We start from the raw sequence: 13,884 nt of genomic DNA on the forward strand, positions 1-13,884 counted from the left end.
TCCTCACTGCCCTTGTCAAGTTTAAATTAGTTATCAATCATGTTAAGAAAAACAAGTGATACATTCCCATTGTAATTGTGTCGGAAATACTTGTCAAGCTAGCTATCTTAGCGTTTGCAAAAGCAGATCAGAATTATTCTTGATTCAGCAGCTGATATACTTTATTGTTCACTTGGCCCAGTTTAGTGTTATTTTGTATATTTGAGAACAAAACAACGATGGTTTGCCCAGATTTGCTAAAGCTGTTCAAAATGTTGAAGCCCGGCATGACACCATGGCTTGAATAGCTACCAGGAGCAACATAAAATCCCATTCCGTATGTGGAGCTGCTTCCTGGCGTAAACATCTTTTTATAGCTCTTCTGCGAATACAGTTTGCCGTCTATCAGGGCTTGGTCAAATTTGTACATATCTATAGCACTCATATAAATATCTCCAGCACCGTACAGCTGAGATAGATCGGGCATATACGGTGTAACCGCTTTGCTGCTTTTCAGCTTATACCCGACAGAAGGATAAGGTTCTTTTTCATATGTTTTGTAAAAGCCTGCATGCGTCATTCCCGCCGGTTTAAAAATATGATTCTTTATATATTGTTCATAGGACTCACCGCTTACTTCAGCAACAATATAAGCAAGAACAGAATAGTTGGAATCCTTGTAGCTCCAAACGCCCGGCTGACGATTAATTCCCTGACGTTCTATGTCTTTTATTAATTCGTCCGGAGTAATTGCGCCGTTTCCTTCAATATGTCCGTTTATTCCCGATGTATGTGTCAGCAGATTTTTCAAAGTAATTGTATGACCGTTTGGGAAATGAGGTAAATACGTGCTTACCGGATCACTTGTCTGAAGTTTCCCCTTTTCCTCAAGCTGCAAAATAGCGGTTGCAATTAGCGCTTTTTGTGACGAACCGACATAAAAAGATGTCAATGGATTATTTTGAATTTTTCGTTTACGGTCTGCATAACCAAAACCTTTATTTATTACGATTTCTCCATTTCTAACAATCATGGCGGTTCCGCTGAAACCGATCTCCTTTAAATAACTGCTGATTTTGTGATTGCGGTCCACTGTTTTGATTTGTTCCTCTGATTTTTTGGCGGTTTTCCTTTTGACTTCTTTTTTCTGACTGTTTTCTAAAGCTACAGCAGTTTTTTGAAACGGGTTCTTCTCTTCACTATTTCGATGAAGCACATTCCACATCGTTAGGCAAATCATCGCTGCTAAAAAAACAAGCACAATTTTTCCCCTCTGACTTGGTTGTTTCCGGCTGCGTTTTGCATTTCTTCTGCGGGTCGGGCTTGTCATGACTTTTTCCTCCCAAAATAAATGCCGTTTTGTACACTTTAGACGGATGAAGTACTGAAAAAGTTGTCGAAAGTTTTTTGCAAAATAAAAAAGGCTGAGTTTTTTCACCCAGCCTTTTTTATTATTTCATACTGATTTAATTTTTATTCTAATTCTAATTGTTCTAGCGCCTCTTCAGCTTCCGGCTGCGCTACTCCGTTATTATCCAAACCGTAATGCTCGCGAATTTGCTCCTGGATCATCAGCATGATATCTTTATTTTCTTTTAGGAACTGTTTCGCATTTTCACGGCCTTGTCCAAGACGTTCCTCTTGGTAAGAATACCAAGCACCGCTCTTTTGTACGATATCCAGCTCGCTTCCAAGGTCGATGATTTCTCCCTCTTTTGAGATCCCTTCACCGTACATAATGTCTACTTCCGCAATACGGAATGGCGGTGCTACTTTGTTTTTCACCACTTTAATTCTCGTTTTATTCCCCATAATATCATTGCCTTGTTTCAGCTGTTCAGCACGGCGCACTTCTAAACGAACAGACGAATAGAACTTCAGCGCACGTCCACCAGGCGTTGTTTCAGGGTTACCGAACATGACTCCAACTTTTTCACGAATTTGGTTAATAAAGATGGCAATTGTTTTTGATTTGTTGATGGCACCTGATAGTTTACGAAGTGCTTGGGACATCAAACGTGCTTGAAGACCAACATGTGAATCACCCATGTCTCCTTCAATCTCTGCTTTTGGTACAAGAGCAGCTACAGAGTCAATAACAACAATATCAACTGCCCCGCTGCGGACAAGAGCTTCTGCAATTTCAAGTGCTTGCTCTCCTGTATCCGGTTGAGAAAGTAACAGTTCATCAATGTTGACACCTAGTTTTTGAGCGTAAACTGGATCGAGTGCATGCTCTGCATCAATAAATGCAGCTTGTCCTCCCTGCTGCTGAACTTCAGCAATGGCATGAAGGGCTACTGTCGTTTTACCAGAACTCTCTGGACCATATACTTCGATAATACGGCCGCGGGGATATCCGCCTATTCCAAGCGCAGTATCAAGTGCTAACGAACCACTAGGTACTGTTGAAATACGTGTATCTGTTTGCTCTCCTAGTTTCATAATAGAGCCTTTACCAAACTGTTTTTCTATTTGTTTAAGAGCCATATCTAAGGCTGCTTGACGATCACTCATTCTATTGTTTCCTCCTTTATCAATTCCACTATCTATACTATACCTTGTTTTACGTCATTTGCCAAGAAAAAAACGAACACATATTCGATTTTTTTCTCGGCAGATCTTTTAAGAAAAGAGTGTTTTCTATTAGAAAAAACGCTCTTATATAAAGGAGTAAACCTAACAAAAAACAAAATTAACTCTCTTTTAATAAGTTGAGTAAGTGATGCAGACCATATTTCACAGCACGCTTTCGAATGCCCGACCGGCTGCCTGTAAACATCCATTCAAACACATCCGTCTGGTCTTTTGTCGATAGACCAATGAACACTTTTCCAACAGGCTGACCCTCATGGGTATCAGGGCCTGCTACACCCGTAAAGCTAATGCCAATATCACTTCCGGTCAGCTTTCTAACCCCTTCAGCAAGCTCTAAAGCACACTCTTTGCTGACAGCGCCATGGGAAGACAATGTTTCCTCCCGGCAGCCAAGTACCTGCTGTTTGACTTGGTTTGTATAACAAACCACACTTCCGTTCAAAATGGATGACGCTCCTTCGAGATCTGTCAGCCATTCGGAGAACATTCCGCCAGTCAGGCTTTCTGCTGCTGCTACTGTTTTTCCGTGTTCGTGCAAGGCTTTGGACGCTTCGCGGACAAGTGATGTATCCCCATATCCGTAGAAATACTCACCTACCCGCGCTAAAATTTTCGTTTCTGTTTCTTTTAACAGACGCTCTGTTTCTTTTTCATCCTCATGCTTAGCAGTTAGCCTTAGCGTCACTTCACCGTCAGATGCAAGTGGTGCAATCGTCGGATTCGTTTGAGCATCAATTAAGTCTTCTAGGTCTGTTTCAAGCTGCGATTCACCGATTCCGAAGAAACGCAGAACAACAGACACGATTTTTTCCTTTAAGCCAAGTTTCTCAGAAATCAGCGGCTTTGCCTCATTTTCAAACATCGGGTGCAGTTCACTTGGCGGTCCAGGAAGAAGCATATAAAACGTATCGTCTTCTTGAACAAACATACCTGGGGCCATCCCAAAACGGTTCACAAGCACATCAGATCCTTCTAGAACGAGCGCCTGTTTACGGTTGTTCGGTGACATATCGCGGCCGGTCTTTCGAAAGTAGTCTTGAATCGATTCAAATGCTTCTTCATTTAGCACAAGCTCTTTCCCGAGCGTGCTCGCAATCGTTTCTTTTGTTAAGTCATCTTTAGTTGGTCCAAGACCACCTGAGAAGATAATAAAATTAGATCTTTCCTGCGCCACCTGAATGGCCTGTTTTAAACGCTCTGGATTGTCACCAACTGCTGTGTGGTAATAAACATTCACACCAATTTCAGCTAGTTGTTTGCTGATGAATTGTGCATTCGTATTCGTAATTTGCCCTAGCAATAGTTCGGAACCGACTGCAATAATTTCTGCTTTTCTCTCTGACTTCAAAGCGTACACGTCCTTTTTAGTTAGAATTCTTTAAAGCTTCCCAGTTTTTTGCAAAGTAATCCCAGCCTGAGACAACAGTGAAGAACACCGCTACCCACATCGCTAGATCACCAAACGGGAATGATACAAGTTCAAACGGAAGGTTATGCAGTAAAAGTGCTGAAATCGCAATGATTTGCGCCCATGTCTTCACTTTTCCAAGCATATTCGCCGCCACCACTTCACCGCCTCCAGCTAATACAAGCCTTAGACCTGTTACAGCAAATTCACGGCTAATGATTACAATCGCCATCCATGCCGGTGTGAGGTTGTATTGAACAAGTATAATTAAAGCAGCTGAAACAAGCAATTTATCTGCAAGCGGATCTAAAAATTTACCAAAGTTTGTCACCAAATTAAGCTTACGTGCGTAGTATCCATCAATCCAGTCAGTTGTTGAAGCGACAATAAACAGGATCGCTCCAACAAGATGCGTCACTTCGATGCTGACGTCGCCAAAGCGCGCAACACCCCAATCAAACGGTGCAAGCATAATGATCATAAAAACAGGGATCAAGGCGATCCTAGAAAGGGTTATTTTATTCGGTAAGTTAAACATGAAATCCAATCCTCCAATAATGCAATTTTTTATGTATATATAATAGTAGGAACAAAAGAAAAGTCATCTACTTGCTTAAGATGACTTTTCCTTTCCTTTATTCACAATCACAATGTTTTGTGTCATGGTGTTCTTAGGGTCTAATTCGTACTTAAGTTTCTCGTCATTTACCTTGATATCAATTCCAGACGCATTGCCTAGACGGATGTCGACCTGAGCAAGATCAGACAGGTCTGTTTTAAACGATTCGCCATCTTTTAGTTCACCCATCTTCAGCACTTTTCCAGATTCGTCTCTTACGCGCAACCATGAAGCTTGCGAGGCAGAAATGGTTAACTCCATTTCGTCTGCACCTGATACTTCATACGTTGTTGTCGAGCCTTCTGTATTCGTCGCCTTTAAAGATACAGTTTCATCGTCTTTTGATGAATCGTCTTTTTTAGATGATTTTTCTTTAGCATCTGACGAAGTTTTTTCTTTTTTCTTTTGATCTTTTGCAAGAGATGAATCCTTAGATACTTCGTATTTAGATTCTGATTGCTGAGGGGCCGCCTGATTATTCTTCTGTCCACTATCATGATTGACCGCCTGCACGATCACATAAATGATGGCGATGACCACAAGGATGCCTCCAATAATTAAAATTGTCGGCAATAGTTCAAGCACTTTTGAGGCAGGCTTTGGCAGCTCTCTTTGCGGCTTAATATTCGATAATTTATCCGATACTTCATCGTTATACGTGCTTGGAACATCTTTACGAAATTCTTCGAACAATTGTTCAGGATTCAGTCCAACGGCTTCGGCATATTGCTTAATAAACGCTCTGACGTAAAATTTACCTGGAATAATATCATAGTTTCCTTGTTCGATTGCTAGCAAATAGCGCTTTTGGATCTTGGTAACCGTCTGAAGATCCTCCAGCGACATCCCTTTTTCCTCTCTGGCCTCAATGAGCCGTTTTCCCAATTCAGTCAAAACAAACACCTACCATTACCATATTAAAAATCGAAGCCAGAAAAACCAGAATGATCAAACACTTGTGGTTCTTCAGCGTGTTCATATGTAATCTCTTCGTCTGCGCTATTACGCAATTCAATGATATAGTCGAAATCATCCATTGTATATTCTGAATTTTGAATAAAGATGTCTGGATGCTCAACCACCTTGGTTGCCGGCAGTCTCATAATTTCTCTTAAAAGCTGCAAATGCTTCTCAGAACCTCTTCTTGTCGACACAATCCCATCAATAATAAAGACGTTATCTGGGCTGTATTCATCTGCGATCAGCTGACTTCGGATCGTCTGTTTCAAAAGAGTAGACGATACAAACAGCCATCTCTTGCTTGCACAAACACTTGAAGCCACAATTGATTCTGTTTTTCCGACACGCGGCATTCCGCGAATCCCAATCAATTTATGTCCTTCTTTTTTAAAGAGTTCAGCCATAAAATCAACAAGAAGACCGAGCTCGTCTCTTTCAAAACGGAACGTCTTTTTGTCATCCGCATCACGCTGTATGTATCTTCCATGACGAACAGCTAAGCGGTCACGAAGCTTTGGCTGTCTTAATTTCGTTACTTTTATCGTTTCCATTGTATTTAAAATTGATTCAAGGCGCTTAATTTGATCTGTGTGGTCACAGCGCAAAAGCATTCCGCGTCTTGATACATCAACACCATTGATTGTCACAATATTAATTGAAAGCATCCCCATTAGAGAAGAAATGTCTCCTAAAAGTCCGGGACGGTTTACCTGTATCTCATATTCAAAATACCATTCGAGCTTTGCCAAATGATATTACCCCCTTCATTGTGGCAAATTTTTACCTTCCTTTATCATAAAGCATTTTCACATTTTTAGAAAGCACAATGTTGTGAAACGGTTAAAATAAAAAGAGAGGCACAAACGACCCCTCTTTTTGTTTAGTGCGAGCTATTATTTTCAACTAGCTTGACCATCATATTTGCAATGGCACGCTGCTCATCTTCTGATGCAACGCTCCAAAGATCAGCAAGTACTCTTTCCTGCTCGTTCTTTGCCTCAACTTCGTTAGCTAAATATCCGCCAATTTCATACGCAAGGTTATTGATGGTATCATCTTCTAAACCTTTATCCTGCGCATGATTTAAGCGATCACCTAAAAAGTTTTTCCAATGGTCCCAGTTCTCAAGTACAGACATGTCGATTCCTCCATTCGAAAAGATGAATTACAGCCATAGCTTTTGTCATGGAGAGACGAATTATACACGTTTTTTAACAGTACCAGCCGCCATTAACAGATAAAATTTGACCAGTGATATAACTTGACTGTTTTGAGGCGAGAAACCAAATAACATCTGCAACTTCCTCAGGCGATGCAAGCCTGCCAAGCGGGATTTCTTCTTCCAGCATTGCAATGTCTTCCTGCGTAAAACAATTCATCATATCTGTTTTGACAGCACCTGGTGAGACAGCGTTTGCTCTAATTCCACTTGGAGCAAGCTCTTTTGCTAATCCTTTAATAAACGCATTTTGCGCACCTTTGACCATGCTGTACAGCACTTCACACGATGCTCCCGTTTCTCCCCATATCGAGCTGACCGCAATGATATGGCCTGCTTTCTTTTGAATCATGGCAGGTAAAAGGGATTGGGTAAGCTCATATGGACTTGTGACATGAAGCTGCACCATACTGGCTAATACGTCTTTTTCTGTGTCTGTCACCAATCCGACATGACTCTTGCCGCTATTTAAAACAAGAATATCTGGAAAGAGCGGCAGACGGCTGACAAGCTCATCTGCTCCGCCCGTTACAGCTAAATCTGCTTGAACGACGTGCGTCTGAATGTGATATGCCTCATCCAAATGAGCGGCAAGACGTACAGCTGCCTGTTCATTTTTATGGTAATGGAGCATTAGGTTGCAGCCTTCTTGGGCAAGCTTTTTGGCTGCTGCCTGCCCAATCCCGCCACTGGCACCCGTAATCAGCGCCCAACGACTCGTCACATTGATTCCTTCTTTCTATATAGAATACCTATTCTTTTCGTTTAAATGGAAACCAGTTGGCTGATCCGAACAATTTCACCATCACAGGTACGAACAATGGTAGCACAACGAGTGCGTACAGTAAAAGTCCTGTGAGGACAAGTGTTGCAATCTGCAGGAGAGACAGCACACCTGATGGAAGCATGGCTGCAAATGTTCCTGCCAAAATAACAGCAGCAGACATAATGACAGAGCCCATATTCTTCATTGATTCGGTCATCGCAAACTGAATGTCTTTTGTTTTGTATTCATTGAACCGCTCCATTAAGAAAATCGAATAGTCGACTCCGAGCGCCATTAATATAACAAAGCCAAAGAATGGAACCGCCCAGTTAATGCCCGGATATCCAAAGAAATGGGTGAAAATAAATTCTGTTACACCTATCGCAGTGAAGTAAGTCAAAATCAGCGATCCAACTAAGTAAAGCGGCATAACGAGAGAACGGAACAGAATCACCAGTATCAGGAAAATACCGATCATCATGTAAAGAACCGTCTTATTGAAGTCTTGGTCTGACAGCTGTTTTAAATCAGCGTTCATACTTGATACACCAGATACGCCAAATGAAACATCTTTTAGATTTGTTTCAGGAAGTGCACGTTCTACCGAAGCTTCTACTTGTTTAATCGTTTTCATGGCGTCGTTCCCATATGGATTGTTTTCTAAAATGACATCAATCTTTGTCATCTTGCGGTCATCCGACATGTATGAATCAAATACTTGCTTGAATGCTTTATTTTTCAGGACATCTTTTGGAATAAACCAACCGGCCATGTCTTGATCTGGTGCATTTTTCAGTTCATCTAAGTAGTCTCCTGCACCCATTAAGCCGTTTGAAATTTTCTCAAGTCCATCTACACTTTTATTGAGACCATCTGTCAGTTTGGTGAGCTCATCACCAAAGCCTCCAACCTTTTCTTTCATTTGTTTTTGACCATCAATGATTTTACCTGCACCATTTTCAAGTTGAGGCATACTATCTGCTAACTGTCCTTGGCCTTTAGATGTTTGATTCAGTCCAGTTTCAATGGCTTCTAAGCCAGCAATCAGCTCATCGATTTTATTTGTAAACACTTTTTGCTGCTCTGAGGCTTTTGCGATAAAAGCATCTGCTGCTTCAAGCTGCTTTTTGGCTTCTTTTGCTTGTTTTGCATAGCTGTCTGCCTGTTTAGCACCCTCTTGCAAAGTAGCAGAAAGTTCATTATAGGAAGCTTTGATGGCTTGATACGATTGATTTTCTTTTACTTGCGGAATTTGATTCTCAAGTGTACTGAATTGTTTATTCGCTTGACTGATCAAAGCTTTTACATCCGCTGCAGCAGAGGATGATGTATCGACTTGTGCCAATGCTGCTTTTAATTCTTTGGAAATGTTTTTATATAAGGTCACTTGCTGGTTTACTTGTGCAACCTGATCCGTTAGTTCTTTTTTCGCAGTCTTTATTTCATTTTTAATTTTAGCAACACCTTGTTTATTCTGATCGATACCGTCTTTTAGTTTTTTCAACGATTTCTCGACGTTTTGAATACCCGTTTGTACCGACTCAGTACCCGAAATGAGTTGGTTGATGCCTTTTCCTGATGATTTGATTTGTGGAGTTTGATCTTCAATAGATTTACTCGCTTTCGCAAGTCCATCTTGGATCTTTTTCAACCCTTCATTACTTTTATCAAGCCCGCTATTTAGCTCTTTGGCTTGAGATTTCACGTAAAGATCATTCAACCCTTTACCAACAGGACGGGTGGCACTTCTCACTTTACTGACGCCATCTGTTTGTTCGATCGCGCGGCTGAGTTTTTCAACAGCAATCAGGCCTTTATTATTGTCTAAAAGATCAGATGATTTTACCACAACTGTTGCTGGAAGAGCTTCACCTGGTCCAAATTTGTCAGAGATGGTATTGAATGCATTGACGGATTCGTATTTATTGCCGATTTCGTCAAGGTTGTTATATGAAAGTGTCCCTTTATACATGAGAATCGGCGGAAGGGCAATCATTGCAACGATTAACAAGCTGAAAAGTGGTTTCTTAAATGAAAAACGACCTGCTGTTTCCCACATTTTCGATTGCGGGTGGGCAATATTTCCTTTAATCGGCCAGAATAACACTTTTCCTAAAACCGCCATAAAGAATGGAACGACCGTGAGGAGTGCCACAATTAGCACGGCGACACCAACTGCAACCGCTACAGCTGATTTATACAGTTGGAATTGGGCTAAACCGATACACGTAAAACCAATGAGGACAGCAATTCCGCTGAATAAAACAGTTTTACCTGCCGTCTTATATGTTGTAATAATAGCCTCAATCTTATCTTTTCCATGAGATAGTTCTTCTTTAAACCGGCTTAGCAATAAGATGCAGTAGTCGGTACCAATCCCAAACATGATGGCGACCATAAAAATTTGAGTAAAGGTCGAGAGCGGAAAATCAACATACTTTACTAGGTAAGCCACAATCGATTGGCTGATTAAATAAGAAAGCGCCACTGCCACTAAAGGAACGAATGGTGCTACTGCCGATCTGAAGACAAGCACAAGAACAATTAAAATAAACCCAATTGTAATGAATTCCGTTTTTTTCAGACCTTCTTGCGAGCTTGTAATGACATCATCGTCGATCAGTGGTTGCCCTGTCATTTCAAATGTCAGGTTCAGACTCTTTAGCTTTTCATTGACTCTTTCTTTAAAATCGGATGCTTTGATTTTGTTCGAGTCGTATGTAACTGGAACAAGAAGTGTTGTTTGATCTTTAGAGAGCATTTGTTTTTTGATATCTTTGTTTGCATCAAAATAAGAAGTGATGTCTTGCACATGGAGGTCTTGATCCTTTTCTAATATCTCCATTGCTTTCTTTAAAGAGGTTTCTCTTTCTTTAACGATATCCTTATTTTGGAAAACCATGACGATCGATTTCTCCGTATCCCCATTTTTAGACATGTTCTTTAATAATTGATCGGCGTAGGAAGAAGGATAACCATCAGGAACAGAAATTTGACCTTTTTCTTTAGTTAATTGTGCCATATTAGGAGCGGTGATGAGTAATACTGCCGCTAGTACGACCCAGAGGATCGTGATCAGCCATCTACCTTTTATGATTGCTCTCATTACTATGTTGTGCCTCCTCTTCGATGATAATTTGATAAATCTTTTCATATGTTTGAATAAATGATTCAATTTCCTTTTCATCAAACTTTTCTAAATAAGACCGAACAAGATCCTGAAGCTGCTTCTCCATTCGGCTGACCACGTCTTTTCCTTCAGGTGTCACGTAAAGATGAACGTTTCTTCGATCAGCTTGATCATGCTCTCGATAAATATAATCTTTATTAAAAAGACGATTAGTCATGGATGTCACAGCACTTTTATTGACATTACATTCGATGGCAAGGTCTGTTGATGTACATCCTGGGTGTAAGTTGATGTATCGAAGCGAGTAATATTGATCAAGTGTCAGTTCTTTATCCAGCTTTTCCGTGATCATACTCGATACTTTTTTCTCCACCATGAGATAGACGTCCGCATACCTCTGGATGAGCTGTGCAATTTTATTTTGTACCATATGCTTCTCCTTTAGTTTAATTGTTTAACTATTAAAGAGTTTAACTAATTACCAAAACAATTGTCAATCAATATCCTCACATATAAAGCGCTTTCTTCCGCTGGACACAAAAAAGACAAACTCTTATACGTTGAGTTTGTCTTTTTTTTATTTTATTTTGTTTTCGGGACGACTTTGAAAACAGACATCCGTTCTTCATCAATTTCTTCATCTAAAATTTGCTGAATATCGTCTAATTGGATTTGTTCCAGTACTGTGACGACATCAAATAAGCTCATATCTAAGAATGCATATCGAGTAAATTGGTTCGCAATGTATTCTGGAGAATTCATGGCTTTTAAAAAGCTGCCGATTTTTTTCTTGCGTGCAAGCTCAATTTTCTCTTCTGTCATGAGGCTTTTTGCTTGAAGAAGGGTTTCTTTTAATACTTTTGCGAGTTGATCAGGATCATTTGTATCCCCGCCAACTGAAGTGAAGCCAAAGCCGCCTTCTTCGGTATAATCGTAGCTGAATGTTTCATCAATTAAGCCCTTTTCATACATCTGTTCATATTGTAAGGAGCTTTTGCCAAACAGCGTCTCTAAAATGAGATTCATCCCAAGCTCATGCTTTAGCAGCTGATTTCCTTTTTTGTGCGGGTTCTTTGTTTTCAAACCGAACATACATTTAGAGCCTTGTACGTTCATTGGAAGTTCGTATTCTTTCCGGTACACACCTTCAGGCTCATTGATGTCTTTTCGTTTAATCTCTGGCTGGTCTGTAAATGGCTTTTTCGCCTGATTCGCTCTGACTTGATCTAAAATCTGCTTCGGATCAACTGGACCGACGACGAATAGAAGCATATTGCTCGGATGATAGAACGTTTCATAGCATTCATATAAATGATCTTTTGTAATAGGGGCAATGCTCTCTACTGTTCCAGCAATATCAATTCTCACAGGATGCTCTTGATATAAATTTTCAATCAGACCAAAGAATAAACGCCAGTCCGGATTGTCATCATACATGTTAATCTCTTGGCCAATGATGCCCTTTTCTTTTTCGACTGTTTTTTCAGTAAAATAAGGCTCCTGAACAAAATCAATGAGTGTCTCAAGATTTTGTTCGACATTTGAGGTGCTTGAGAATAAATAAGCCGTTCTCGTAAACGTTGTAAAAGCGTTTGCGGATGCTCCTTGTTTACTAAATGTATGAAACACGTCTCCATCTTCTTTTTCAAACAGTTTATGCTCTAAGAAATGCGCAATACCGTCAGGCACTCGAATCATGTCTTCTTTGCCAAGCGGCACAAATTCATTATCGACAGAGCCATATTTTGTTGTAAAGGTCGCATAGGTTTTGTTAAACCCTTGCTTTGGCAGCACATAGACGTCAAGTCCGCTTTCCATTTTTTCGTGATAGACCGTTTCTTGCAGCTGATCGAATTGAATTGTTTTCACTGTCATGAAGCACCCTCCGTTCCTTTAAGAAAATAGGTCGTATCCCATTCGATTTTCTGACCCACTTTGATGATATCCTCTTTTGTCACACGGTCTAATGCTTCTAAAAAGGAATCAAGGGTTTCCCCAGTTGGCACAACGGCATGCTGATACAAATATTCTGCTGTCCCATAAGATGTATCGATCGTTTCAAGCAGCTGGTTTTTGACGACTGCTTTTGTTTGATCAATTGCTTCATCTGAAAAATCACCTTTTTGCATTGCTTCAAATTGTTCTTTGATGATGTCTACTGCCTGCTGGTAGTTGCCGACTTCAATCCCTGACATGACCATCATCAAACCTTTAAAGCTCTCAAGTCTAGACACAGCGTAGTACGCAAGACTTGCTTTTTCACGAACATTGATGAATAGCTTAGAATGCGAGAAACCGCCGAATATGCCATTAAACAAATGCAGCGCCGGATAATCTTTATCGGCAATGGTTGTATGTGTGCGAAATCCGATATTCAGCTTGCCTTGTTTCACGTCCTCTTCATCAATGACTTCTTTTGGTTCATTTTGAGGTCTTGTTGATTCAGCCTGCTGTTGGACTGGTTCTCTTTCACTTGTTTTAAAGTATTGAGAGACCATTCGGCTGATATCCTGTTCGTCAACATCTCCGACAACATAAAGATCAAGCTGGTTTGATTGCAGCGCATGCTCATAAGCTTCAAAGAGTGAGTGAGGTGTGATTGCGTCGATGTCTTCCATTTCACCATTGACATGCAATGCATATGGTTCACCTTTACACATTTCCTGCACGAGTCTTAAATTCGAATAACGCATTTTGTCATCATAAACTGCCTGAATTCGCTGTTTTAAAGTGCGTTTTTCTTGATCTACATATAATTGACTAAACACCCCATCTTCAACATACGGGTGGAATAGTAGGTCAGATAGTAAGGCAATCCCTTTTTCTAGTAAAGGGGTTTGATCCTTTAAATATTTTTCATTCGCCATTTCTAGGCGGAAGGTAATGATGTGATTCTCACCTTTTTTCGCCATGTCGGCAGAAACGGTTGCTCCATAGAGCTCATCAAAATAGGCACGCAATGCTCCTGTTTTCGGCATTTTTTCTGTTCCTCTTAACAGCACATGCGGGAAAAGAGAACGCATGGTGACGTCATCTTTGGATAGCGGTGCAAGCATTTTAAAAAGGATTGTCACGGTTTTAAATTTTTCTGTTTTGACAATATGAGTATGAAGACCAGGTGTGTCCAGTGTCTTCTCTTGTAAGTACGTCATGAGAAACCTCCTTTGTTCATCCTATTTATTATGTATTAGAACATAGCTGATAT

General features: G+C 40.5%; 12 protein-coding genes. All 12 read right to left on the bottom strand.

The features are described from left to right. Positions 1-133: 133 nt before the first annotated feature. The gene (locus MHI60_RS18260; protein WP_144485267.1) at positions 134-1,309 is read right to left on the bottom strand and encodes a serine hydrolase domain-containing protein; all 1,176 of its coding nucleotides are present in this window, start codon (positions 1,307-1,309) and stop codon (positions 134-136) included. 143 nt (positions 1,310-1,452) lie between these two features. After that, entirely contained in the window at positions 1,453-2,496 is a 1,044-nt protein-coding gene (gene recA, locus MHI60_RS18265; protein WP_047202210.1) for a recombinase RecA, read from the bottom strand. Between the two features lie 178 nt (positions 2,497-2,674). Further along, on the bottom strand, positions 2,675-3,925 hold the full coding sequence (locus MHI60_RS18270; protein WP_144470564.1) for a competence/damage-inducible protein A: 1,251 nt from the start codon (positions 3,923-3,925) through the stop codon (positions 2,675-2,677). 16 nt (positions 3,926-3,941) lie between these two features. Beyond that, positions 3,942-4,523 carry a CDP-diacylglycerol--glycerol-3-phosphate 3-phosphatidyltransferase gene (gene pgsA, locus MHI60_RS18275; protein ID WP_047202208.1) on the bottom strand — a complete coding sequence of 194 codons (582 nt, stop codon included), beginning with the start codon at positions 4,521-4,523 and terminating at the stop codon, positions 3,942-3,944. 75 nt (positions 4,524-4,598) lie between these two features. Next, positions 4,599-5,498: a helix-turn-helix domain-containing protein gene (locus MHI60_RS18280; RefSeq protein ID WP_095408547.1), complete on the bottom strand. Its 900-nt coding sequence runs from the start codon at positions 5,496-5,498 to the stop codon at positions 4,599-4,601. 23 nt (positions 5,499-5,521) lie between these two features. Beyond that, positions 5,522-6,313 carry a DUF3388 domain-containing protein gene (locus tag MHI60_RS18285; RefSeq protein ID WP_003211480.1) on the bottom strand — a complete coding sequence of 264 codons (792 nt, stop codon included), beginning with the start codon at positions 6,311-6,313 and terminating at the stop codon, positions 5,522-5,524. A gap of 131 nt (positions 6,314-6,444) precedes the next feature. Further along, complete coding sequence (locus tag MHI60_RS18290; protein ID WP_095408546.1) at positions 6,445-6,702, bottom strand: DUF3243 domain-containing protein; 258 nt, start codon at positions 6,700-6,702, stop codon at positions 6,445-6,447. Positions 6,703-6,775: 73 nt separating this feature from the next. Continuing rightward, a complete protein-coding gene (locus MHI60_RS18295) occupies positions 6,776-7,507 on the bottom strand; it encodes an SDR family oxidoreductase (RefSeq protein WP_095408545.1) in 732 nt (243 codons plus the stop codon). 28 nt (positions 7,508-7,535) lie between these two features. Next, positions 7,536-10,655: an MMPL family transporter gene (locus MHI60_RS18300; RefSeq protein WP_144485265.1), complete on the bottom strand. Its 3,120-nt coding sequence runs from the start codon at positions 10,653-10,655 to the stop codon at positions 7,536-7,538. Then, positions 10,633-11,109 (bottom strand): MarR family transcriptional regulator, encoded by a 477-nt coding sequence (locus tag MHI60_RS18305; protein ID WP_144470560.1) that lies wholly within the window; start codon positions 11,107-11,109, stop codon positions 10,633-10,635. Before MHI60_RS18305 ends, MHI60_RS18300 begins: the two co-directional genes overlap by 23 nt. 152 nt (positions 11,110-11,261) lie before the next feature. After that, a complete protein-coding gene (locus MHI60_RS18310) occupies positions 11,262-12,554 on the bottom strand; it encodes a pitrilysin family protein (protein ID WP_111290998.1) in 1,293 nt (430 codons plus the stop codon). Then, positions 12,551-13,831 (bottom strand): pitrilysin family protein, encoded by a 1,281-nt coding sequence (locus MHI60_RS18315; RefSeq protein WP_144485263.1) that lies wholly within the window; start codon positions 13,829-13,831, stop codon positions 12,551-12,553. The genes MHI60_RS18310 and MHI60_RS18315 overlap by 4 nt, the downstream gene beginning before the upstream one ends. Between the last annotated feature and the right edge of the window lie 53 nt (positions 13,832-13,884).

This window comes from Bacillus sp. FSL K6-3200, from assembly GCF_038630485.1.
Lineage (GTDB): Bacteria > Bacillota > Bacilli > Bacillales > Bacillaceae > Bacillus > Bacillus safensis.